Below are 26,264 nucleotides of genomic sequence, written 5' to 3'. Positions count from 1 at the left end.
AGCATCGTCTGACGAAAGGCCGGTTAATCACCGGCCTTTTTCTTTGGCGCTGACGCCAGTAACGGCTTGGCAAAACGCCGTCATGCCGTAAAATTCCCTACCTTTGATGAATCCATCACCGTAAACCTATGGGAGACACGGATGGACAAACGCTTTATTCAGGCGCACCGCGAAGCGCGCTGGGCGCTGGGGCTGACGCTGCTCTACCTGCTGGCCTGGGGGCTGGCGGCCTACCTGCCGGACAGCGCCATCGGCGTCACCGGCCTGCCGCACTGGTTCGAAATGGCCTGCCTGCTGGTGCCGCTGCTGTTCATCGGCCTGTGCTGGCTGATGGTGCGCACGGTGTTCCGCGACATTTCGCTGGAGGACAGCGATGCAAACTGAAGTGATCCTGCCGCTGGTCGCCTACCTGTTGCTGGTGTTCGGCCTGTCGGTGTATGCCTATCGCCGCCGTCAGAACGGAAATTTCCTCAGCGAATACTTCCTCGGCAACCGCTCGATGGGCGGCTTTGTGCTGGCGATGACCCTGACCGCCACCTACATCAGCGCCAGTTCGTTTATCGGCGGGCCCGGCGCCGCCTACAAATACGGCCTGGGCTGGGTACTGCTGGCGATGATCCAACTGCCGGCGGTGTGGCTGTCGCTCGGCGTGCTGGGCAAGAAATTCGCCATCCTGGCGCGGCGCTACAACGCCATTACCCTCAATGACATGCTGTATGGCCGCTACCAAAGCCGCCTGTTGGTGTGGCTGGCCAGCCTCAGCCTGCTGGTGGCGTTTCTCGGCGCCATGACGGTGCAGTTCATCGGCGGCGCCCGCCTGTTGGAGACCGCCGCCGGCATTCCTTATGACACCGGCCTGCTGATCTTCGGCATCAGCATCGCGCTGTACACCGCCTTCGGCGGCTTCCGCGCCAGCGTGCTGAACGACGCCATGCAGGGGCTGGTGATGCTGCTTGGCACCGTGCTGTTGCTGGTGGCGGTGATCCATGCCGCCGGCGGACTGGACAGCGCAGTAAGCAAACTACAGCAGATCGATCCGGCGCTGGTGTCGCCGCAGGGCGGCGATCAGATCCTCAGCCTGCCGTTTATGGCGTCATTCTGGATCCTGGTGTGCTTTGGGGTGATCGGCCTGCCCCACACCGCCGTGCGCTGCATCTCCTACAAGGACAGCAAGGCGGTGCATCGCGGCATTCTGCTCGGCACCGTAGTGGTGGCGGTGCTGATGTTCGGCATGCACCTGGCCGGCGCGCTCGGCCGCGCGGTATTGCCCGATCTCAAGATCCCCGATCAGGTGATCCCAACGCTGATGATCACCGTGCTGCCGCCGTACGCCGCCGGGATCTTTTTGGCGGCGCCGATGGCGGCGATCATGTCGACCATCAACGCCCAACTGCTGCAATCCTCCGCCACCATCATTAAGGATCTCTACCTGGGCGTGCGGCCGCAGCAGATCCACAACGAGCGATTGATCAAGCGCTTCTCCAGCCTGACCACGCTGATCCTCGGTCTGCTGGTGCTGCTGGCGGCCTGGCGGCCGCCTGAGATGATCATCTGGCTCAACCTGCTGGCTTTCGGCGGGCTGGAGGCGGTCTTCCTGTGGCCGCTGGTGCTGGGCCTGTATTGGGAACGCGCCAATGCACAGGGAGCGCTTAGCTCAATGGTGTCGGGTGCGGTATGCTATACGCTATTGGCCAGCTTCAACCTGCAACCGGCGGGGCTGCACCCTATCGTGCCTTCGCTGTTGCTCAGCCTGTTGGCGTTTTATCTCGGTAACGTCGTCGGCGAAAAGCGCCGGGCGGCGTCATCATTACCCTCTTGAAGAGAATTGCTATGCCTTGGATCCAACTCAAACTGAACACCTCCGGCAGCCAGGCGGAAGACCTGAGCGACGCGCTGGTGGAAAGCGGCGCCGTGTCGGTGACCTTCCAGGACACCCACGACAATCCGGTGTTCGAACCCTTGCCGGGTGAAACCCTGCTGTGGGGCGATACCGATGTGATCGGCCTGTACGACGCCGAAACCGATATGGCCGAGGTGGTGGCAATGCTGGAACAGCACCCGCTGCTGGGCGCCGGTTTCCGCCACAAGATAGAACAGCTGGAAGACAAGGACTGGGAGCGCGAGTGGATGGACAACTTCCACCCGATGCGTTTCGGCGAGCGCTTGTGGATCTGCCCGAGCTGGCGTGACGTGCCCGATCCCGACGCGGTCAACGTGATGCTCGATCCGGGCCTGGCGTTTGGCACCGGCACCCACCCGACCACCGCGCTGTGCCTGCAGTGGCTGGACGGCCTCGATCTGGCCGGCAAAACCGTTATCGACTTCGGTTGCGGCTCCGGCATCCTGGCGATCGCCGCGCTGAAGCTGGGTGCGGCGCGCGCTATCGGCATCGACATCGATCCCCAGGCCATTCAGGCCAGCCGCGACAACGCGCAGCGTAACGGCGTTTCAGAGCGTCTGGAGCTGTATCTGCCGAAAGACCAGCCTGCCGACCTGCTGGCGGACGTGGTGGTCGCCAACATCCTCGCCGGCCCGCTGCGCGAGCTGGCGCCGCTGATCGGCTGTCTGCCGAAGGCCGGTGGCCATCTGGGGCTGTCCGGCGTGCTGGCCAGCCAGGCGAGCAGCGTAGCGGAAGCCTACGCAGAGAAGTTCACACTCGACCCGGTCGCCGAGCGCGAAGAGTGGTGCCGCATTACCGGTCGCCGCAAGTAAGCGTCACGGTATAGTGCCCCTCTCGTCCACCGGCCCTGCGCCGGTGGATTTTTTTTGTCCGGCGATCGGCCCTCGGGCGGCACAAAATTTTATGCAATTTTTCGCCGCTCAACGACGGATCGCCCTGAGAATGCGCCTTCCAGGCAGGCTATCCCGGCAAAAATAGCGGGCGAATGCAGATAATATCCTGCGCAAAGGCGAATATTTTGCCGCACACAAAATAAGCACTTTTCGTCAACTTATTGTAAAATATATATAATATTTTTATGAATCGCCGCGTAGCGTATTTTTCGTCCTAATATCGGGCCAATTGGTTAAAGTTTGGCCTTTCATCTCGACGCAAAAATGCGTAATATACGCGCCCTTGCGGACACAGTATGGTCACTCTTTGTCTATGCGCATTGGACACCACCAGCTTACTAATTGCCTGATTGCGGCCCCGATGGCCGGTATTACAGATCGCCCGTTCAGAACCCTCTGTCATGCAATGGGTGCTGGGATGGCTGTATCCGAAATGCTCTCCTCCAACCCGGAGGTGTGGCGGACGGATAAGTCGCGTCTGCGTATGGTGCATAGCGATGAACCTGGGATCCGCTCCGTGCAAATTGCCGGATGCGATCCTGATGATATGGCCGCCGCCGCGCGTATCAACGTGGCCAGCGGCGCGCAGATCATCGACATCAACATGGGATGCCCGGCCAAAAAAGTGAACCGGAAGCTTGCCGGGTCCGCTTTGTTGCAGTACCCGGATCTGGTTAAACGGATCCTCCACGCGGTGGTCGACGCGGTGGATGTGCCGGTAACGCTGAAGATTCGCACCGGCTGGGCGCCAGAGCACCGTAACTGTGTAGAGATTGCCCAACTGGCCGAAGACTGTGGTATTCAGGCCCTGACGATTCACGGCCGAACCCGCGCCTGTCTGTTTAACGGCAACGCGGAATACGACAGCATTCGGGCAGTTAAGCAGAGTGTTTCCATTCCGATTATCGCGAATGGGGATATTACTGACCCGCATAAAGCCAGAGCAGTGCTCGACTACACCGGGGCCGACGCCCTGATGATAGGCCGCGCTGCTCAGGGGAGACCCTGGATCTTCCGGGAAATCCAGCATTATCTGGACACTGGGGAGTTGCTGCCGCCGATGCCGCTTGGCGAGGTGAAGCGCTTGTTGATTGGGCACATTCGGGAATTGCACGGCTTCTATGGCCAAGGCAAGGGATTCCGGATTGCTCGTAAGCACGTGTCCTGGTATCTCCAGGAACACGCTCCGAATGACCAGTTTCGGCGCACATTCAACGCCATAGAGGATGCCAGCGAACAGCTGGAGGCGTTGGAGGCATATTTCGAAAATCTTAGCGTAAAAAAAGAGCTGACAGAACTATGTTCGAACAACGCGTAAATTCTGACGTACTGACCGTTTCTACCGTTAACTCACAAGATCAGGTGACTCAAAAGCCTCTGCGTGACTCGGTTAAACAAGCACTGAAGAACTATTTTGCTCAACTGAACGGTCAAGACGTAAATGACCTGTATGAGCTGGTACTGGCTGAAGTTGAACAGCCACTGTTGGACATGGTGATGCAATACACCCGTGGCAACCAAACCCGCGCAGCCCTGATGATGGGCATCAACCGCGGCACGCTGCGTAAGAAGCTGAAAAAATACGGCATGAACTGATACTAGTCAGTTAACGTGTTGATAAAAGGCGCTTTATCTCATTTGATAAGCGCCTTTTTCTTTGGGGCACGCCCGGTTTGCAGGCAATAAAAAAGGCCGCAACGCGGCCCTTGGGGTAAAAGCGGAGACCTTACTCGGTCGCTTTGTTTTTGAGGCTTTCCGCCCCTTGCTTGGTCTTGTCCCAAGCCTTCTCCGTACCCTGTTTGGTGGAGTGCCAGGCTTTTTGCGAGCCTTCGCTCACTTTACTGCCAACGCTATCGCTCTTGCCTTCGGCGGCGTGCTTGGCTTTCAGCTTCAGCTCTTCACCCTTGTCCTGAGACTGGTGCAGCTTTTCTTTGGCGGTATCCGCCCCTTTATGCGCCTCAGCGACGACCTCGTTGCTGGCGTGAGCGGCGGTGTCGGTCGCGGTTTCAGCAGCGAACACCGGGGAAGCGAGCAGCAGTGCAGACAAGGCAATGATTGATTTCTTCATAAGTCCCTCTTTTCTCAGATACGTGCCATTCGTCATGAAACAAGATGGCATGAAACGCCCCTTGAACGATTTAAGAATAGGACTAAAACCAAAAAAATCGATATAAAATTTTATTACAAACAGTTTTATTGATTTTTTATGCCGCTAAGCAGCATGAGCGGGGAAAGCGCACGAAAAAGTTAAATTTTTCCTGTCACAAAACTATAATTTGTACGAATTTTTAACAAGCACTAACAGGGATGGATTCTATGGTTGCCGCGATCATTATCGGCATTTTTATCATCAGCTTCCTCTACGCACACTCCCGCGGCAAAGAGAAACAAAAGCTTACCCGTCAGCTGTTCGATCACTCCACGTTTATGGGGCCGATCAACATGTTTATGACCGGTTTCTCCCGTTTGCCCGCCAAACAGCCCTATTTCGACGAAAAAGGCTTCCCGGAGCTGCAGACGCTGACCGACAACTGGCAGACGATCCGCGAAGAAGCGGTGCGCCTGCAGGATCACATCAAAAAGGCGCAGTCACATAACGATGCCGGCTTCAACACCTTCTTCAAACGCGGCTGGAAACGTTTCTATCTGAAATGGTACAGCGACAGTCATCCTTCGGCACAGACGCTGTGTCCAAAAACCGTCGAGCTGCTCAACCGCATCCCGTCGGTCAAGGCGGCGATGTTCGCCGAGCTGCCGCCCGGCAGCCACCTGGGTAAACACCGCGATCCTTACGCCGGCTCGGTGCGCTATCACCTGGGGCTGATGACGCCCAACGACGATCGCTGCTTCATCGAAGTAGACGGCGAGCAGCACAGCTGGCGCGACGGCGAGGCGGTGATCTTCGACGAGACCTACGTGCACTGGGCGCAGAACGCCACCGATCAGACGCGCATCATTCTGTTTTGCGACGTCGAGCGGCCAATGAAATGGCGCTGGGCGCAGGCAGTCAACCACTGGGTCGGCGCTACGCTGATGTCGGCGGCCAGTTCGCCGAACGACGATCAGGACCGCACCGGCGGCATCAACCGCATCTTCAAATACGTCAACGCGGTGCGCGATGCCGGCCAACGCCTGAAAGCGCGCAACCGCCGCGGTTACTACCTGCTGAAATGGCTGGTGATCGCCGCGATCTTCGCCGCGATTATCATTCCCAGCCTGTAAAACGCGCCAATCCTCAACTCAGGGGCAACGCGAATGAGAATATTCGCATGCCCCTCTTCCGCCACACCCCGTACCCTGTGTTAGCATAAGCATTCCTAGAGCCGCCTCCGCTGGCCAACAGCTATCCCTCCGCAGCCTGATAGCAGCGCAAACCGCCCTTCGAATGTAAATGTTTAGTCAATTATGGAATTCCGACTAAACCCTGGCCGTACCCGGGTGTCTGAGTAGTCGTATCGCTATCGAGTGGAACCTTTATGCGTTACAGCTTGCTGCCCCTTTTAACGTATAAAACGAGTTTCTATGAAATCAGCCAAAGCATTTCAACTGGCCTTGCTGCACCCGCGCTACTGGCTAACCTGGTTCGGCCTCGCTCTGCTGTTCCTGCTGGTACAGCTCCCCTATCCGCTGCTCTACCGTCTGGGGGTGTGGATGGGACGCACCTCGATGCGTTTTCTCAAGCGCCGCGTCACCATCACCCGTCGCAACCTCGAGCTGTGCTTCCCCGAGATGGACGAAGCGCAGCGCGAGCGCAAAGTGGTGGGCAATTTCGAATCCCTCGGCATGGGCCTGCTGGAAACCGGCATGGCCTGGTTCTGGTCAGATAAACGCGTCAAGCGCTGGTTCAACGTCTCCGGCATCAACCACCTCAAAATGGCGCAGCGCGACGATCGCGGCGTGCTGGTGATCGGCGTGCATTTTATGTCACTGGAGCTGGGCGGCCGGGCGATGGGCCTGTGTCAGCCGATGATGGCGATGTACCGTCCGCATAACAACAAGGCGATGGAATGGGCGCAGACCAAAGGCCGCATGCGTTCCAACAAGGCGATGATCGATCGCAAGGATTTGCGCGGCATGGTGCATTCGCTCAAGCGCGGCGAGGCGGTGTGGTTCGCACCGGATCAGGACTACGGCCCGCGCGGCAGCGTATTCGCGCCGCTGTTCGCCGTCGATAAGGCCGCCACCACCAGCGGCACCTTCATGCTGGCACGCATGGCCAACCCGGCGCTGGTGCCGGTGGTGCTGATCCGCCGCGAAGGCGGCCGCGGCTACGACCTGCTGATCCAACCGGCTCTGGAAGACTATCCGCTCAGCGACGAACAGGCGGCGGCGGCTTACATGAACAAAGTGATCGAGAAAGAGATCATGCGGGCGCCGGAGCAATACATGTGGCTGCACCGCCGTTTCAAAACCCGACCGGCTGGCGCGCCCTCGCTGTACTGACCCTCTTTTTTTCAGCCCGGCCAACGCCGGGCTTTTTTGTGCGCCGCGTTTAAAAAATCTGCGGCTCGGGATCCCGCTTTCCTGTAATCTCCTTTTTTACCCGCACAGGAAAGGAAATGATGAAAGCTCAAGTCCGCATTGCTCTGGTCGGTGATTACAACCCGCAAGCCGTGGCTCACCAGGCTATCCCCGTGGCACTCCAGCTCACCGCCGCCCACCTCGACATCGACGTTCAGCCCCAGTGGCTCCCGACCGAAACCCTGACCTCCCCCGACGCGCTGCAAGATTTCGACGCCATCTGGGTGGTGCCGGGCAGCCCGTATCGTCACGACGACGGCGCCTTTATGGCGATCCGTCATGCGCGGGAAAACGACGTGCCGTTCCTCGGCTCCTGCGGCGGTTTTCAATACGCCATCGTCGAATACGCCCGCAATGTGATGGGCTGGCACGACGCCGGTCATGCGGAAACCGACAGCGGTGGCCGGCTGGTGATCGCCCCATTGAGCTGCTCGCTGGTGGAAAAAACCGGCGACATCGTTTTTCAGCCTGACACCCGCGTCGCGCAGGCCTACGGCAGCCTGAACGCCCATGAAGGCTACCACTGCAACTTCGGCGTGAATCCGGACTTCGTCGCCGATCTGCAGCGCTTCCCGCTGATCATCAGCGGCCACGATGCCGAAGGCGACGTGCGCGCCATCGAACTGCCGGGCCGGCGTTTTTACGCCGCCACGCTGTTCCAGTCGGAACGCGCCGCGCTGCGCGGCGAGCTTTCACCGCTGGTGGTGGAACTCGTCAAAGCCGCCGCCAACGGGTAAAGCGCGATGAACCAAAAAAAAGCCCTCTTGCGAGGGCTTCACATATAAATAACGCGGTCAGTGCCGGATGAGCGCATTCAGCACGGCGCTGATGCGCTTTCCTAACCCGCGCCGGTTCGCGGCTTCCGACATCATGGTGACATGATCGCCATCGACCAAATTAACCGTTACCGCCGACGCCGGCAAATGCCCCTCCCAGCCGAGTGCCGAGCCGTCACGGCGGTTGTAACCCGCCGGCTTGATGCGCTGCCAGTAGGCTTCCAGATCGTCGTTCAGCAAGCCGGGCATCTCCTCCACCGCTTTAAACAGGTGCAGATTAAGGCCGAGCGGCCGGATGACGCTGGCGCCGACCAGGGTCGCATAGTGATAACGCTTGTGCCATAACGCGGCTTCCTTCAGCGGATCGTCGAGGAAAGTGCTGATGCCCTGGCCGTGCAGCACGGCCAGCGCCTCCTCCACCGACAGCGACTGCAGGCGAGCGAACAGCGCAGTCTCCAGCGTCGGATGTTCCACCTCCAGCCAACTGAGGAACAGCTGCGTCGCATCGCGCATCGCCTGCTGCGGCCGCATGGTGTCGAGCAGGCCCACCAGCGCCACCTCTTCCCCCTCCGCCTGCAGCCGTTCCGCCACCATGTAGGTCAAGATCCCGCCCGAAGAGTAACCGAACAGGTGGTAAGGCCCGCTGGCTTGCGTCTGTCGGATGACACCGGCAACGATCTCCGCCATCGTCTCCATCGTTGCCGGCGGCGCGTCGGTCATCGCTGGCCACGGCACGGCATAAATCGGGAACTCCGCATCGATCTCTTTGGCTATCTCATAAACATAGGAGTGATCGCCATAACCGGTCGGCATGAAGAAGACCGGCAGGCGCTGGCCGCTGCGGCGAGCCGGCAATGCCTTGAGCGGTTTTTCGCCCATGCGCTGCTCGACATGCGCCGCCAGATCCGCCAACACCGGGTGATCAAAGATCGCCTGTACCTGCAGTGCAATTCCCCACTGCTGCGCCAGACTCGCCTGGCGTACCGCCAACAGCGAGTGGCCGCCCAGTTCGAAGAAGTTGTCGTGCCTGCCAATCTGCGGCAGCCCCAGCAGCTCCGCCCACACCTGCGCCAACAGCGTTTCAGTATCGCCGCGCGGCGCTTCGTAGACTTCGCCAGCGGCGGCGGCCATCTCCGGCGCCGGCAGAGCCCGCCGGTCAATCTTGCCGTTTGGCGTCAGCGGCATCGCCGCCAGCCAGACAAAGGCCGCAGGCAGCATATAGTCCGGCAGCTGCGCCGCCAGGTGCTGGCGCAATTCACCGGCCAACCCGTCGCTCGCCACGTCCTCACGCACGCTGATCCAGGCGATCAACCGCGTATCCACACCGACGCAGTGGGCATCGACCACCGCTTCGTTCACCGCAGGGTGCGCCGCCAGGCGCGCCTCGATCTCTCCCATCTCGATGCGGAAGCCGCGAATTTTCACCTGACGATCGTTGCGTCGCTGATACTCGAGATTGCCGTCCGCCCGATAGCGCACCAGGTCGCCGGTGCGATACATTCGCCCACCCGGATTGAACGGATCGTTCAGGAAGCGCTCTGCGGTCAGTTCCGGCCGGTTGAGGTACCCCAGCGCCACGCCGACACCGCCGATATACAGTTCGCCGGTAACGCCCAGCGGCGCCGGTCGGCCGCGCGCATCCAGTACATAGGCGCAGGTGTTGCCGATCGGTTTGCCAATCGGCAAGCGCGTTGCGCCTTGCACATCGACGATCGTCGCCGTCGTCGCGAAGGTGGTCGCCTCCGTCGGGCCATAGGCGTGGATCACCTGTACCGGCCCCGCTTCCTGCAGCAGACGTTCGAAGGCGCGCGGTTCCTCTTTTTCACCGCCGCAGATCAGATAGCGCAGCTGAGCCAGCGTCGCGCCCATGCTGTACACATACTGATTGAACAACGCGGTCGTCAGGAACAACGTCGTCACGCGATGTTGCGTCAATGCGGCGCTCAAACGCGCTGCATCCATCACGGTTTCCGCCGGGATCACCACCAGTTCGCCGCCGTTCAACAGCGCCGCCCACACCTCCATCGTCGCGGCGTCGAAGGCCGGGTTAGCGGCATAAGCCACCCGTTCGGTCGCATCGAACGCCGCATAACGGTTGTTGATCACCAACCGAGTGATGCCCTGGTGCGGCGTCATCACGCCTTTCGGCAGCCCTGTGGAGCCGGACGTGTACATAATGTACGCCACCTCACCGCTCGATAGCGCCAGCGCCGGGTCGTTCTCGTCACCGCCTGGGACCTCCGGCCGCAGCAGCGGCAAGGTATCCCCATCCATCGCTTCACCGACGATAAGGCGCACGTCGCTGTCCTCCAGGATCCACTGCTGACGTGCCGCCGGCAGTTGCGGGTCGATAGGTACATACACCGCGCCGGCTTTGAAGATCGCCAGTTGCGTCGCCACCAGATCGATGCTGCGCGTCAGACGCGTCGCCACGCGCTCGCCCGGTTGAATGCCGTGAGCGATCAGAGCATGCGCCAACCGATTAGCCTGGGCGTTCAACGCCGCATAGCCGATCCGACGGTCGCCTTGCACGATCGCGACAGCCTGCGGCGCACGCTGCGCCTGGCGTTCAAACAGCTGATGCACGCAAAGCTCTGCCGGATAAGGCGCCGTCGTCTGATTCCATTCCTCCAGCAGCAACCGGCGCTCAGACGGCGGCAGGATCTCCAGCTCGCTCGCCGGCAGGGTCGGCTGACTTTCCAACGCCTGCGCCAATGAGGCCAACGCCTGTTGCATATAGCCGCAGATCCTCGCCGCCGGCACCGGTTCGCTGACCTGCGCCGTCAGCCCCAGAGAGTCGCCGCCATCTTCCACCGACAGGACGAACGGATAGTTGGTGCGCTCCTGCGCGCTCAATAGCGTCATACCTTCCGGCAACACCAGCTCGCTGCCGTTGTTATGGCGATAGTTGAGCAACGCGCTGAACAGCGGCATCCCCGCCGCCACGCCGCTGCAGCTCTGTGCCAGCGCCAGCGGCGCGTGCTCATGATGCAGCAACCCGCTCAGCCGCGCGTGGGTCTGGCGCGCCGCCGTCGCCACATCGTCATCGCCGATGTCGAGGCGCAGCGGCAACGTATTGATAAACAGCCCCATCGCGCGCTCGGCGCCTTCCCCCGCCTGCATCCGCCCCAGCAGCACTGTGCCGAACACCACGCGGTCGTCGCCGCTGGTGCGGGCCAAGACCTGCGCCCAGGCCAAATGGCACAGGCTGGCCAGGCTCACGCCCAGCCGTTTGGCCTGATGCCGCAGACGTTCGTTCAGTGCCTTGTCGATGGGCTGGTGCGCCGTGGTGACGCCCTTGCCGTCGCCGCGCACGTTGCCGAGCCCGAACGGCAGCACCGGCTCTTCGATGTCCGCCAGCATGGTGCGGAAGAAGGTTTCATGCTCTTGCGCGCTGACGCTCAAACGCGCCTGCGCCACCGCATTGCGGAACGGTGGTGCGGCCCTCAGCTCAGCACCTTTGCCGGCGAGGATCGCGGCGATCTCTTCCTCGATCAATGCCGCCGTGGAATGGTCCCCCACCAGATGGTGCCATTGCTGCAGCATCCACCAGCCGCCATCGCTATCTTGCGCCACCACCACGTTCAGCAACGGTGCACGGCTAAGATCCAGGCGCGCATGCTGCGGATCGAAGCGTGCCAGCAGTTGCTCGCCAATCGCCCCCTGCGCCGGATCGAGCGTCAGCTCAGTCCACGGCAGCGCGGCGGCGCGCCAAACGACCTGTACCGGCTCGCGGATCGCCTCACTGATGAACGCCGTGCGCAGAATATCGTGACGATCGATCACCTGTTGCATCGCAGTCCGCCAACGATCCAGACGCTCGCGGTTCTCAAAGCGCAGCAGCGTTGACAACAGGTACGGATCGCCCCGCTCCGCCAACAGGTGGTGGAACAGAATCCCCTCCTGCAACGGCGACAGCGCATAGATATCCTGTACGTTGGCCACGCCGCCCGGCACGCGCGCCACGATGCTGTCGATCTCAACCTGGTCCAGCGAAGCCAGTGGCAACAGCTCAGGCGTAATGCGCTCGCTATCCGGCCGCAGCAGGTTCTCAGGGATCTCGATTTCGCAGCGCGCCTCCAGCGCCTCCGCCAGCGAGGCCAACGTCGGAGCGGTAAACAGCGTCTGCACGTTCGCCGTCAGGCCGCAGCGACGCAGCTCTGCGATCAGTTTCACAGCCAGCAGCGAATGCCCGCCCAGCTCGAAGAAATTGTCGTGTCGGCCGACATTCGGCAGACCGAGCAATTCGCCCCAGATCGCCGCCAACAGGGTTTCCGTCTCTCCCAGAGGCGCTTCATAACCCACGCGCGCAAAGTCGTCGGCCTGCGGCGCCGGCAGCGCGCGGCGATCCACTTTGCCATTCGGGGTCAACGGCAAGTCGGCTAGCATCAGACAGGCCGCCGGCACCATGTAGTCCGGCAGCTGCGCCGCCAAATGCCGCCGCAGCTCGTCTGTCAGCTCGCGGCCCTCGGCCTCGGCTTGCGGAACGATCCAGGCGATCAATGCAGGATGCGCGCCACGCACGTCTACCACCGCTTCGCGCACCGCCGGGTGCGTTTCCAGCAGGACTTCAATCTCGCTGCACTCGATGCGGAAGCCGCGGATCTTCACCTGCTGATCGTTGCGCCCGCAGTAATCGAGGTTGCCGTCCGACAGATAGCGCGCCAAATCGCCGGTGCGATACATGCGGCCCCCCTCGTTGAACGGATCCGCCAGGAAACGCTCGGCCGTGAGATCTTCGCGATTCAGGTACCCCAGCGCCACGCCCACGCCGCCGATATACAGCTCGCCAATCGCGCCCAGCGGCACCGGCTGACGGTGTTCGTCCAGCAGATACACCCGCGTATTGCCGATCGGCCGGCCAATCGGCAGACGGTGCCGCCCCGCCGCCACGGTAATGTGCGCCGAGGTGGCGGCAGTGGTGGCTTCCGTCGGGCCGTAGCCATTGATCAGCTGCACCCGGCCGCCCTCCCTCAGCACCCGGGTATAGGCATGAGGATCCGCCGCTTCGCCGCCGCTGATCAAGTATTTCAGCCCCGCCAACGTCGCGGGGATGCTGTGCGCATGCTGATTGAACAGCGAGGTCGGCAGCACCAGCACCGTAATCGCCTGGCGCGTCAGCAAATCGGCGAACGCCGAGGCGTCCAGCAAGACCGCCGGCGGCACCACCACCAGCGCGGCACCGTTCAGCAAAGCACCCCACACTTCCATCGTCGCCGGATCGAACGCCGGGTTGATGGCGAAAGCGATGCGATCCGAGTCGCTGAACTCCGCATAACCGTTATTGATCACCAGTCGGTTGATCCCCTGATGCGGCACCATCACGCCTTTCGGCTTACCGGTTGAGCCGGAGGTGTACATGATGTAGGCCAGATCCAGACTGTCGCTCGCCAATATCGGCGCGCCGGACGGCAGATCCGCGTCGTCGCTGTGAGGCAGACGGGCGACACCGACGCCGATCTGCGCGTCGTCCTCGCCGCCGTTCAGCAGCAGCACCGCGCCGCTGTCGGCGATGATCCAGTTTTGCCGGCCGGCCGGCAGCAGCGGATCAACCGGCACATAGGCCGCGCCGGCTTTTAGGATCGCCAATTGGGCGATCACCAGGGCGGCGCAGCGCTCAAACCGGACCGCCACCCGCTGGCCGGGCTCCACGCCCGCCTTAATCAGGCGCCAGGCCAGCCGATTGGCGCGCTCCGCCAACTGCTCATAGCGGATAAGCTGCTCGCCATCGATCAACGCCGTCGCCTGCGGCGTGCGCCGCGCCTGCTCGTCGAACAGCTGATGCACGCACGCCTGCGCCGGATACGCCCGTTCGGTGCGGTTCCACTCGTGCAGCAGCAGCTGGCGTTCGGCCGCAGGCAGCAGATCGACGCACGCCGCCGGCTGGTCAAGATCCGCCGCCATCGCTCGCAGCGCCTGCTGCAGATACGCGCCGTAGCGCGCCGCCGTGTCGCGATCGAACAAGGCGCTGGCGTAATTCAACGAGCCGACAATGCCGCTGCCGCTTTCCGCCAACTCAAGCGTCATGTCGAATTTCGCGACGTCATAGTTCAGCCCCGCATCCGTCGTTTGCAGGCCCGGCAATGCGATATCGCGCACCGAGCCGTCCTGCCAGGCCAGCATCACCTGGAACAGCGGCGTCGCGTCCAGCTGGCGCGGCGGATTGACCACCTCCACCACCTGTTCAAACGGCAGATCGCCGTTTTCCCGCGCCGCCAATACCGTCTCGCGCACGCGTTCGAGCAAGATTCTCAGCGTCGGCTCACCGCGCAGATCGACATGCATCGCCAGCGTGCTAACGAAGAAGCCGGCCAGCGGTTCGATTTCCAGCCTGCTGCGGTTGGCCTCCGGGGTGCCAATCACCACCTGCGGTTGGCCGGCCATGCGGGACAACACCAAACTCCAGGCGGCCAGCACCGTCATGAACAGCGTGCCGCCGTATTGGCGGCTCAACCGCCGCAGCGCGTCGGTGAGCGCCGCGTCGATAACCAGAGGCACCTCGCCGCCGGCGAACGACTGCATCGCCGGACGTGGCCGATCGGTCGGCAGCGTCAGCAGCGCCGGCACATCGCCCAGCGTCTGGCGCCAGAACGCCGCCTGCTCGGCCAACCGTTCCTGCGTCAGCCACTGGCGCTGCCAAACGGCATAATCGACATAGTGCACCGCCAGCGGCGGCAGCGGAGACGGTTCACCGCGTTGGAAGGCACCATACAGTGCGCTCAACTCCCGCATCAGAATCCCGGTAGACCAGCCGTCGGAAACGATATGGTGGCAGGTCAGCAGGAACAGATGCCGCCGCTCGCTCACTTGCAGCAAGCAGGCCCGCACCAGCGGCCCCCGTTCCAGATCGAACGGCGCTTTCATCGCCGTTTCGGCCAACGCGTGCAAACGTTGCTCCGCATGACGCTCGCCGCGCAAGTCGTGATGTGCCAGCGGCATGGCCGCCTCCGGCAAGATCCGCACCTGAGGTTGCCCATCCTGGCAAACAAACACGCTGCGCAAGGCTTCGTGGCGGGCATACAGCGCGTCGAGGCTGCGTTGGAACGCCGGCGCATCCAGGTCGCCGTCAAGGCGCAACGCCAGCGGGATATGGTAAGTCTCGCCGATCCCACCCATTTGGCTCAGGAACCACAGCCGCTGCTGGGCAAACGACAACGGCAATGCGTCGTGACGTGGGGTCGGCACGATGGCCGTCGGCTGCGCCGCCCCCTCCCGTTCCAGCCACTGCGCCAACGCCTGCAACACCGGCGCGGCGAACAGCGCCGACAGCGGCAGCCGCCAGCCGGCCTGCTGCACCCGATTGGCCAACTGTACCGCCAACAGCGAATGTCCGCCCAGGGCGAAGAAATCATCATGACGCCCGACGCGTTCAACATTCAGCAACTGACGCCAGATGGACGCCAGCAGGCGTTCTCGTTCATTGGCCGGCGCTTCATAAACGGCGCGCGCGGCGGCCCCCAGCTCAGGCGCCGGCAGCGCGCGTTTGTCCAGTTTGCCGTTGGTGGTCAGCGGCAACGCGTCCAGCCACACAAAGGCCGTCGGCACCATATAGTCCGGCAGGCGGCCGGCCAGATGCTGGCGCAGCCGCAGCGCCAGCGTTTCCCGATCTCCCCCTTCGCCCGGCACCGCCCAGGCCACCAAACGTTTGTCGCCGCCGTTGTCCTGCCAGGCGTCAACCGTCACGCTGCGGACCTCAGGATGCTCCAGCAGCGCCGCCTCCACCTCACCGCACTCAATGCGGAAACCGCGAATTTTCACCTGCTGGTCGTTGCGCCCCAGATACTCCAGCTCACCGTTCGGCAGATAGCGCGCCAGATCGCCGGCACGATACATCCGTTCTCCCGCCACGAAAGGATCGTCGAGGAAACGTTGCGCATTCAGCTCCGGCCGATTGAGGTAGCCGCGCGCCACGCCCAGCCCGCCGACATACAGCTCACCCACTGCGCCCTGCGCCACCGGCTGACCGTGTTCGTCAAGCAGATACAGGCGCAGATCCGGGATGCGGCGGCCGATCGGGCTGCCGCTGCCGGTGATGTCCGCCGGAGACATTTCCCGGTAGGTGACGTGCACCGTCGTTTCCGTTATGCCGTACATATTGATTAACCGCGGCGCGTCCGGCCGATTACGGGCATACCACGGCGCCAGATCGGCCGGATTCAGCATTTCGCCGCCGAAGACGATGTAGCGCAGCCGATGCGGCGTGTCGTCCTGAGCCTGAATGAACGCTTTAAAGGCGCTTGGCGTCTGATTCAGCACTGTCACGCCCTGGTGACAAACCAGCTGATAGAACGCGGGGGCGGAGCGCGCCGTTTCCTGCGGCACGATCACCAACCGGCCGCCGTGGCACCACGCGCCCCAGATTTCCCATACCGAGAAATCGAAGGCGAACGAGTGGAACAGACACCAGACATCCCCGGCGTCAAAGCCGAACCCGGCGTCGGTCGCGGTAAACAGGCGCTCAACCTGACGGTGTTCCACCATCACGCCTTTCGGCTTACCGGTCGATCCGGAGGTATAGATCACATAGGCCAGATTGGCCGCCGTCAGCCCCGCAACCTGCGGATTGGCGGCCTCAGCACCCCAGTCCTCCTCGAGCGCCATCGTCGGCACATCGGCCCCGCTCAGCGCCGAGCGCCCTGCGGCGTCGGCCAGCAGCAACACCGGCTGGGCATCGTGTAAAATGTACTCCAAACGTTCGCCGGTATAAGCCGGATCGAGCGGCACATAGGCGCCGCCCGCTTTCAGGATCGCCAGCAATCCGACCAGCATCGGCGTGCCGCGCTCCGCACACAGCGCCACCAGACGATCGGGCCCGACGCCGCGCGCGATCAACACCTGCGCCAACGCGTTGGCTCGTTCATTGAGCGCCCGATAGCTGAGGCGTTCTTCTCCGCACACCGCGGCGATCGCCTCTGGCGTGCGCAGCGCCAGCCGCTCCAAGTGATGGTGCGGGCAGAGATCCGCCTGCGGTTCGTCCGGTGTCCGGTTCCAGCCATGCAACAACCGCTGTCGTTCGTTCTGCGGCAACAGCGCAAGCTGCGAAACCGGCTGCGGCGCCGCCAACGCGATGCTTTGCAACACCTGACGCAGATAGATCCCGTAGCGCTCGGCGGTTTCACGATCGAACAGCGCCGTGGCGTAATACAGCGAACCGGCGATCTCTTCGCCGATCTCGGTCAGATCCAGCGTCATGTCATATTTCGCCGCGGCATAGCCGGCATCGATCGCTTCCGCCTGCAGCCCCGGCAGGCCGATGTCGTGCACCGAACCGTCCTGCCAGCTCAGCATCACCTGGAACAGCGGAGTATGGCCGCGATGACGCGGCGGGTTCACCTGTTCAACCACCTGCTCGAAAGGCAGATCGCCATGATCGCGCGCCGCCAGCAGTGTATCGCGCACGCGCAGCGCCAACGTCGGCAAATCCGGATCGTCGGACAGATCGATGCGCAGCGCCAGGGTGCTGACGAAGAAGCCGATCATCGGTTCCGTTTCCAGCCGGCGGCGGTTGGCCTCCGGCGTGCCGATCACCAGATCGCGCTGCCCCGACAAGCGGGACAGCACGACGCTCCACGCCGTCAGCAGCGTGATGAACAGCGTGCACCCCTGACGCAGGCTGAATTGCCTCAGCGCCGCGGTCAGCTCGGCATCGAGCGAGATCGCCACCCGATCCCCGGCGAATGACTGCACCGCCGGGCGAGGGCGGTCGGTCGGCAGCGTCAACAGCGCCGGCGCATCGCCCAGCGTCTGGCGCCAATAATCGGCCTGCTTCGACAACCGCGCCGGCTGCAGCCATTGCCGCTGCCAGTGGGCGTAATCCGCGTACTGCAACGCCAGCGGCGGCAGCGGCGACGGTTCGTCGCGACACAACGCGCCGTACAGCGCGCCCAGCTCCCGCAGCAGGATGCCGTTCGACCAGCCATCAGAAATGATGTGGTGACAGGTCAGCGCGAACAGCTGTTCATCGTCGCTCAGCCGGATGAGGCAGGTGCGCAGCAGCGGGCCGCCGGCCAGATCGAAGGGCGCCGCGACCTCTTCCCGCATCAACGCGGCGGCGCGCGCCTGCGCATCCGCGACGCCGCGCAGATCGTGGATCGTCAGCGGCAAACCGGCGACCGGCAAAATGAGCGCCTGCGGCTGGCCGTCGCGGCTGATGAAAACAGTGCGCAACGCGTCGTGGCGCGCATAAAGCGCGTCGAGGCTGCTCTGCCAGGCGGCCAGATTCAGCGGTCCACGCAACCGCAGCGCCAGCGGCATGTGGTAAATTTCGCTCATGCCGTCCAGCTGGGTCAGGAACCACAGGCGCTGCTGAGCGAACGACAGCGGTAAGGCCGCATCGCGCGGCGCAGGCAGAATCGGCGGCAGGCTTTCCGCCTGCGTGATCTGGCGCGCCAGCGCCTGCAGAACCGGGTTGGCGAACAGCGCCTGCAGCGACAGCGGCAACCCGCTTTGCTGCAGGCGGTTGGCCAAACGCACCGCCAACAACGAATGGCCACCCAGGGCGAAGAAGCTGTCGTTGCGGCCAACCTGAACCACGCCCAGCAGTTCTTCCCACAGCACCGCCAGACGCTGCTCAACGTCCCCCTGCGGCGCCTCGTAAGCTTCACGACGATAGGCCTCGCCCGACGGGTCGGGCAATGCGCGGCGATCGAGCTTGCCGTTTGGCGACAGGGGCAGCCTCTCCAGCAGCACGCAGGCGGCCGGTACCATGTAATCCGGCAGTTTGTCGGCCAGATGCCGACGCAGCGTCTCCGCCAGCGACGCCTCCTCGGCGCCCTGCTGCGGCACCACCCAGGCGATCAGGCGTTTTTCACCGCCGTCGCCGCCGCGCGCATCCACCACGGCTTCGCGCACCTGAGGATGCGCGGCCAGCGCCGCCTCTATCTCGCCGCATTCGATACGGAAACCGCGGATCTTCACCTGCTGATCGTTGCGGCCCAGATACTCGATATTGCCGTCCGGCAGGTAGCGAGCCACGTCGCCGGTGCGGTACATGCGGCCGCCGTGACCGGCATCGAACGGATCGGCCAGGAAGCGCTCCGCCGTCAGTTCAGGCCGGTTGAAATAGCCGCGCGCTACCTGGATGCCGCCGATATACAGCTCGCCAACCGCCCCCAGCGGCACCGGCTGCCCTTGTTCATCAAGCAGATAGATCCGCGTATTGGCCACCGGCCGCCCAATGGGCACCGACACCAGCCCGGGTTGGCGGGTGCAGTGCCATGCGGTCACGTCCACCGCCGCTTCGGTCGGACCATAGAGGTTATGCAACTCGACATGCGGCATCTGACGGTAGAACTCCGCCACCAGCGAGGCGGGCAGCGCCTCGCCGCTGCACATGACGCGCGCCACCTGCCCACAGCGGCGGCTCGCGCCTCCATACAGCAGAAAGCTTTGCAGCATCGACGGCACAAAGTGCAGCGTTGTCACGCCATACTGTTCAATGGCGCGGCTCAGGTACTCCGGATCCTTGTGGCCTTCCGGGCGCGCCATCGCCAGACGTGCGCCATACATCAACGGCCAGAAGAATTCCCACACCGAGACGTCGAAGCCGAACGGCGTTTTCTGCAGCACCGTATCCGCCGGCGTCAATCCATAAGCCTCCTGCATCCAGATCAGGCGGTTAACGATGCCGCGATGCTCATTCATCGCGCCTTTCGGTTTTCCGGTCGAGCCGGAGGTATAAATCACGTAGGCCAAATGATTGGGCTGCGCGCGCGGCGCCGGGTTATCGGCTTTCAGATCGTCCGGCAACGGTTCTTCCAGCGCCAGTAGCGGCACCGCGTGTTCGCCCAGCGCCGCGCGGCCGGCGGCGTCCGCCAGCAGCAGCACCGGATCGGCGTCCTGCAGGATATATTGCAGACGTTCGCCCGGATAAGCCGGATCCAGCGGTACATAGGCGCCGCCGGCCTTGAGGATGCCGAACAATGCCGCCACCATCGCCAGACTGCGCTCGGCGCATACCGCCACGCGGCAATCCGGCCCGACGCCGCGCTGTATCAGCGCGTGCGCCAGGCGATTGGCCTGCGCATTCAGTTGGGCGTAGCTCAGTTCGGCGTCGCCGCAGACCAGCGCCACGGCGTCCGGCGTGCGGCGCACCTGCGCTTCAAACAACGCATGCAGGCAGACATCCTGCGGGTAAGGCTGCGCCGTTGCGTTCCAGCCGTTGATCAGCAAAGCGTACTCGTCGTCCGGCAAAATCGACAGTTCACGCACCGGCATTTCTGGCGTGTGTTCCAGCGCATTCACCAGAGCGGTCAATGCCTGTTGCATATAGCGGCACACCCGCGCGGCTTCGATAGGCTCGATGACCTGCGCCGTCAACGCCAGCGAGTCCATGCCGTCGTCCACCGACAGCACGAACGGATAGTTGGTGCGTTCGTCCGCGCCGATCAGACTGACCCCTTCCGGCAGCGCCAATTCTTCCCCGTCGTTGTGACGGTAGTTCAGCAGCGCACTGAACAGCGGTGCGCCGCTTTTCACGCCGCTGCAGCGCTGCGCCAACGCCAGCGAGGCGTGCTCATGCGCCAGCAAGCCGCTCAGGCGCGCATGCGCCTGCCGCACCGACGCCTCAACGCTGCGCCCGTCCATATCCAGCCGCAGCGGCAGCGTATTGATGAATAGCCCCAGAGCCCGGTCGGCGCCTTCGCCCGATTCCATGCGGCCCAGCAGCACCGTGCCGAACACCACGGCATCACGCCCACTGGTGCGCGCCAGCACCTGCGCCCAGGCCAGATGGCACAGGCTGGCCAGGCTGACGCCCAATCGCTTCGCCTGTCGACGCAGGCCAGCATTCAGCGCAGGCGCCAACGCCAGACGGCCGGTATTGGCGCACTGTCCGTCGCCGTGTACGTTGCCGAGCCCGAACGGCAGCACCGGTTCGTCGATATCCGCCAGCATGCCGCAGAAGAAACGCTCATGTTCCTGTTCGCTGAGCCCCAAACGCGCTTGCGCCACCGCATTGCGGAACGGCTGCGCGCAGGCCAGCGTATCGCCGCGTCCGGCCAGAATGGCGTTAACTTCTTCTCCCATCATCGCCAGCGTCGAGTGGTCGCCAATCAGGTGGTGCCACTGCTGCAAGACGTACCAGCTGCCGTCGCTCTCTTCGGCGATAACGTAATACAGCAGCGGCGCACGCGTCAGATCCTGCCGGATCCGCCGGGGATCGAAACGCGCTTCCAGCTGACGGCCGATCGGCCCCTCGGCCGGATCCAGCGCCAGCTCGATCACCGCTAAACGCGCCCGACGCCAGACAACCTGTACCGGCTCGGACAACCCCGCGCCGACAAAAGCCGTGCGCAAAATGTCATGACGATCCACCACCTGCTGCATCGCCGCCAGCCAGCGATCGAAACGCGCCCGGCTGTCGAAACGCAGCAATGCCGATAACAGGTAGGGATCGCCCTCTTCCGCCAGCATATGGTGGAACAAGATGCCTTCCTGCAACGGGGAGAGGGCGTAGATATCCTGTACGTTGTCGATGCCGCCCTCCACGCCGTCGACGATCTGATCGATCTCCGCCTGAGTCAGATCGGCCAGCGGCAACATCTGCGGCGTGATTGCGCGGCAACCCGGCGCAATCCGATTTTCCGGCACCTTAATCCGCTGCTGCGACACCAGCGTTTGCGCCAGAGCCGACAGCGTTGGCGTGGAGAACAGCGCCTGAACGCTCGCCGACAGCCCGACCTGGCGCAGCTGCGCCATCAGCTTCACCGCCAGCAGCGAATGACCGCCCAACTCGAAGAAGTTGTCATGACGCCCCACGCGTTCAACGCTCAGCAACCCCTGCCAGATCTGAGCCAGCAGCGTTTCGGTTTCCCCCTGCGGCTCGACATAGTTTTCACGCATGGCGGCATCCGGTGCCGGCAGCGCGCGCCGATCCAGTTTGCCGTTCGGCGACAGTGGCAACGCCTCCAGCCACACAAAGGCCGTCGGCACCATATAATCCGGCAGCGCTGCAGCGAGCGCCCGGCGCAGCGTCTGCGCCAGCGCCTCGCGTTCCGCTTCCGGCTGCGGCACGACCCAGGCCACCAGACGTTTGTCGCCTTCGCCATCAGTGAGCGCATCCACCACCGCGTCGCGCACGGCGGCATGCATAGCCAGCTGCGATTCGATTTCACCGCATTCAATGCGGAAGCCGCGAATTTTTACCTGCAGATCGTTGCGGCCCAGATACTCCAGGCTGCCGTCCGGCATATAGCGCGCCAGATCGCCGGTGCGGTACATGCGGCCACCCGGCGTGAAAGGATCGGCCAGGAAACGCTCCGCCGTCAGCGCCGGCAGGTTCAGGTAGCCGCGCGCCACCTGCGCGCCGCCGATATACAGCTCACCCACGGCGCCCAGCGGCACCGGCTGGCCATATTCATCCAGCAAGTACACCCGGCCGTTGGCGATAGGCCGGCCGATTGACGGCATCGCCGCACCGACCGCCGGCTCGCCCGACGTCGCTACCACGGTCGTCTCCGTCGGCCCATAGTTATTCACAATGGTTACGCCAGGCGGCGCCTGCAGCGGCCAGCGGCGAATGCTGTCGCCGCCGATCAGCAGCATCCGCAGATCGGCTGGCATTTCGCCCATCAGTGCAATCTCGGCCAGCGGCGTCACCATAAACCCGACCTGCACACCGCTGCCGCGCCACCATTGCAGCAGCGCTTCGCCATTGCCCGCCGCCTCTGCCGGCGGCAGCAGCAGCGTCGCCCCCTGCGTCAACGTCGGCCAGATTTCCCAAACGCTGGCGTCAAAACCCAACCCCGCCATGCTGGTCGTTCGCTCGCCAGCCTGCAAACCGGTCGCTTCGCAGTGCCACATGATCAGGTTGATCAGGTGCGCCTGCTCCACCATTACCCCTTTCGGTTTGCCGGTCGAGCCTGAGGTGTAAACCACATACGCCAGGCTGCCTGGCTGCGCGCGCGGCGGCAGGTCGTGATCCTGCTCTGGCAGTGCGTCTTCCAGCGCCAACAACGGTGCTGCCACCGCCCCCAGCGCGGCGCGGCCGATACTATCCGCCAACAGCAGCGCCGGCGCGCAGTCCTGCACGATATAGTGCAGACGCTCAGCGGGATAAGCCGGATCCAGCGGCACATAGGCTCCGCCGGCTTTCAGGATCGCCAGCAGTGCGACGATCATCTCCGGGCTGCGCACGGCGCAGACCGCTACGCGGCTTTCCGGCCCTACGCCGTGTGCCGTCAGGTAATGCGCCAGCCGGTTGGCGCGCGCGTTCAATTCCGCATAGCTCAGCGACATCTCCCCCTGAGACAGCGCCGGCGCCGTTGGTGTACGCCGCACCTGCGCTTCAAACAGGGCCGACACGCTCGACGCCGGCGGGAAAGCCCGGCGGGTGCGGTTGAGCTGGTTGAGCAATAGCTCTCGCTCCGCCTGGCTCAGTAAACGTTCGCCGCGCACCGGCGCATTCGGCGCCGCGGCGGCCTGCCGGAGCAGCAACAGCAGATGCTGCGCGGCACGCAGCATTTGCTCGTCCCCCACCACGGCGCTGTCGTACACCCAACGGAAAGCGCCGTTGCTTTCATTGATTTGCAGCACCGCCCGGGCACCGGAGCGTTTAACCGCCGCTGCGCCCTCCTGGGTTTCGTCGAACCCCGGCGCGGTGTCGCGACCCAATAGCGCCACAACGGTTGACCAGGCGCGCGAACGCGTGTCCAGGCCGAGCAATGCCGGATGGTAGGCCCGGCGCGCGCGCGCCTGCTGCCATTCGCGTCGCATCTGCGCCTGCGCCTCGGCGAAGCCCTGCATCGGATTCAGCGAGATCTGCAGCGGCAGTGTCCAGACCTGGCCCAGTTCGCCGATGACGTCGTCCGTCGCGTTCAGCCAGCCAAGTTGGAAATCACTTTCGCCGCCCATCAATCCCAGATACAACGCCAGCCCGGTCAACACCGCGTCAACCTCGATCTTGCCCGCGTGTTGCCAGGCCGTAGCCTGCCATACCGGCTGGGCTTCGCGCTGCCAGGCTACCGGGAACGCCGCCGGGGCAAACTGCGCCAATCGCGGTTGCCAGAAGGCCGCATGGAGCCCGCCGGCCGCCTGCATCTCCTCCAGCCGTTTCGCCTGCGAAGGGCCAAGCAATGGCAACCGCTCGCCCACCGCCAGGCCGCGCAGCTGCGCCAGCGCTTCCCCCGGCGCCAGCTCGCCCTCGGCGGTGAACCAGCTCCCGATCCGCACCGTCCCTTCCGCCGTGGCGATATTCCAGCCCGCATCGTCGACGCTGAGCAGCGTACCGGGCGCCGCATCGCCGGCGTCATGCAGCATTTCCAGGCGTCCAACGCCCAGCGCCCGGTCGGCCAGCAGGATTTTCAACGCGCAATCGCCCGACGGATGGTCGAGTGACGTCGCGAGGCGCACCAGTTCAGCGGCAGGACGATCCCAGCGGATGAAGCCGGCTGCCGGCGGCAGTCGGCGAAGATCGTAGAAACTGCCGCTGACGTCCGTTTCAGGCTGCGCATGAAGCTGTTGCATCACCTGAGCGATGCTGCCCTCAGGCTGCTCACATAGGCTCCGCAGAATAAACTGGAAACGCCGCTGTAAACTCTCAAGCTGGCTTAATGAATGGGCATGCGGCGCATCGGCAAACATGACGTCCAACTCCTGCGCCTGCTGATCTTCGTAAAACAGAATTTGCATATCGCTGACGGCGATGTTGCCGCCGTAATACCAGCGTGTCTTACATCCCCAAAACGGATCGCCATGATCAAAGGAAACGATATTAATGGCGGGGCCAAACCAGGATGAGCTCATGGTGCTGCGATCGCGACGAATGTCTTCACCGCGATATAATTGCCGGCGAACCACTTTGGCTATTTCCGCCGCGACCTGTTGTGCGAAATCAGCCAGATGACTTTCAGGGTTAATGGTTAAAATCAGTGGCACCACATTCGCGGTCATGCCAATACTGTTTCGCTCTCGCGTACCGGTCACCGGCAGGCTGAAATTCAACAAGGTCTGACCAGTAATACTGTGGAAACATAACGCGACGGCCGTCGCCAATATATGAGCGCGATGCACGCCGGCTTTTTCCGCCCCCCGATCAATCGCCGCTATCTCATTTATTTTTAATGTGTGACTGCTGATTTGCATGGACGAATAAGGGACGAGTTTCTCCTGACGCGTCAGGCTATGAGGCGCGGCGAGCGTATAACCCTGCCAGAACTGTTTATCGGTAGTGAAGCGGGAAGAATCGCGGTACTGCAAGTCGTGTTCATAAAGCCGGGTAAAACTGCAATTGCTGAATTCAGGAATGTTTTTTTTCTCAGCTAATGCGTTGTAATACAGCGCGATACGACGCATGAACTCTTCGGCGCTGCGGCCATCCACCAACATATGGTGAAAACGTCGGTAGAGGATATAGTTGCCCGGTGCCAACGTCAGTAAGGCAAAACCGAACAGGTCCTGATCCAGCGCGGAGATCACACGATCGGCATCTTGCCGCATCCAGCGCTGCGCCGCCAGCTCAGGGTATTCCTGGCTGCTGAAGTCATGCACGGAAAGCGGATCATGACTGCGCACCGCACGGTATTGATAAAGCTCGCCGTCTTGTTCGGTGAAATGGGCCTGCATCGCCGGCGTTTCTTCAATGATCGCGTCTATCGCCTGGCGCAGCAGGGCTATCTGCAACGGCCCTTGTATTGTGCCGTATCCCCACATATTGAACGGCAAGCCTTCAGACATGCTGGCGCTCAGCCAAAGCTCGCGCTGAGCGGTGGTAATTTCATGCAGCTCAACTTTCTCCGTTGCGGCCTGAGACCCTGCACGGAATTCCCCACTCTTCACATCAGTTTGTTTGTTCATAATATTCTCTAGCACGTTTTCATTACGTTAATGAAAGGGACCGTCCGGATTTAGGCAAAACCTGGCCGCCCGACAGTTCAAGTCAGAATAAAAAAACCGTAGAAAAGCTGGGTCTCCCCCAACTAAGAAAGGATAAAATGGCTAATCCAGAGGTCCCCCCTGTGCCTCAATTTGCTGAGCTGTGAAGTATAGGAGAGGATATTTTTTTTGGCGAAACGTGCGAAAGGGAATAAATGACCATTTTATTTCCCCGATATTACTCAGGGATGACGAGGGTATTGAACTTGTATTAACCTGAGATGATTAGAGAATAATTAATATTTTTTTGTATTATTCATCGATGTTAATATGCAGCAATTCTTACGATAAGAGCCTCTCCGT

The 26,264-nt window shown here is 62.6% G+C and carries 10 protein-coding genes; 8 read left to right on the top strand and 2 right to left on the bottom strand.

Going from position 1 to position 26,264, the window contains the following annotated elements:
* Positions 1-141: 141 nt before the first annotated feature.
* From ITX55_RS11230 to fis, 5 genes are all read left to right on the top strand, one after another.
* Positions 142-384, top strand: coding sequence for a YhdT family protein (locus ITX55_RS11230; protein WP_033644445.1), 243 nt, complete (start codon positions 142-144; stop codon positions 382-384).
* Complete coding sequence (panF, locus tag ITX55_RS11225) at positions 374-1,819, top strand: sodium/pantothenate symporter (RefSeq protein WP_004936863.1); 1,446 nt, start codon at positions 374-376, stop codon at positions 1,817-1,819. Before ITX55_RS11230 ends, panF begins: the two co-directional genes overlap by 11 nt.
* A gap of 11 nt (positions 1,820-1,830) precedes the next feature.
* Positions 1,831-2,712: a 50S ribosomal protein L11 methyltransferase gene (gene prmA / locus ITX55_RS11220; RefSeq protein ID WP_108682083.1), complete on the top strand. Its 882-nt coding sequence runs from the start codon at positions 1,831-1,833 to the stop codon at positions 2,710-2,712.
* 394 nt (positions 2,713-3,106) lie between these two features.
* On the top strand, positions 3,107-4,111 hold the full coding sequence (dusB, locus tag ITX55_RS11215) for a tRNA dihydrouridine synthase DusB (protein WP_033644443.1): 1,005 nt from the start codon (positions 3,107-3,109) through the stop codon (positions 4,109-4,111).
* On the top strand, positions 4,093-4,389 hold the full coding sequence (fis, locus tag ITX55_RS11210; protein ID WP_000462905.1) for a DNA-binding transcriptional regulator Fis: 297 nt from the start codon (positions 4,093-4,095) through the stop codon (positions 4,387-4,389). Before dusB ends, fis begins: the two co-directional genes overlap by 19 nt.
* Positions 4,390-4,519: 130 nt before the next feature.
* Here fis and ITX55_RS11205 read toward each other — a convergent pair whose 3' ends face one another.
* Positions 4,520-4,861: a hypothetical protein gene (locus tag ITX55_RS11205; protein ID WP_016930249.1), complete on the bottom strand. Its 342-nt coding sequence runs from the start codon at positions 4,859-4,861 to the stop codon at positions 4,520-4,522.
* A gap of 248 nt (positions 4,862-5,109) precedes the next feature.
* On the opposite strand from ITX55_RS11205, the gene lpxO reads away from it, so the two are divergent.
* The 3 genes from lpxO to ITX55_RS11190 all read left to right on the top strand — a co-directional run bounded on the left by lpxO (position 5,110) and on the right by ITX55_RS11190 (position 8,051).
* Positions 5,110-6,015, top strand: coding sequence for a lipid A hydroxylase LpxO (gene lpxO / locus ITX55_RS11200; protein WP_033651231.1), 906 nt, complete (start codon positions 5,110-5,112; stop codon positions 6,013-6,015).
* Positions 6,016-6,315: 300 nt separating this feature from the next.
* Positions 6,316-7,236 carry a kdo(2)-lipid IV(A) palmitoleoyltransferase gene (gene lpxP, locus ITX55_RS11195; RefSeq protein ID WP_223085063.1) on the top strand — a complete coding sequence of 307 codons (921 nt, stop codon included), beginning with the start codon at positions 6,316-6,318 and terminating at the stop codon, positions 7,234-7,236.
* A gap of 119 nt (positions 7,237-7,355) precedes the next feature.
* A complete protein-coding gene (locus ITX55_RS11190; RefSeq protein WP_042785799.1) occupies positions 7,356-8,051 on the top strand; it encodes a CTP synthase in 696 nt (231 codons plus the stop codon).
* Positions 8,052-8,108: 57 nt separating this feature from the next.
* On the opposite strand, the gene ITX55_RS11185 is transcribed toward ITX55_RS11190, so the two are convergent.
* On the bottom strand, positions 8,109-25,883 hold the full coding sequence (locus ITX55_RS11185; protein WP_223085061.1) for a non-ribosomal peptide synthetase: 17,775 nt from the start codon (positions 25,881-25,883) through the stop codon (positions 8,109-8,111).
* Positions 25,884-26,264: the final 381 nt, after the last annotated feature.

Source organism: Serratia sp. EWG9 (assembly GCF_019913725.1).
GTDB classification, from domain to species: Bacteria; Pseudomonadota; Gammaproteobacteria; order Enterobacterales; family Enterobacteriaceae; genus Serratia; species Serratia ureilytica.
This window is presented reverse-complemented; position numbering and strand designations above follow the sequence as displayed.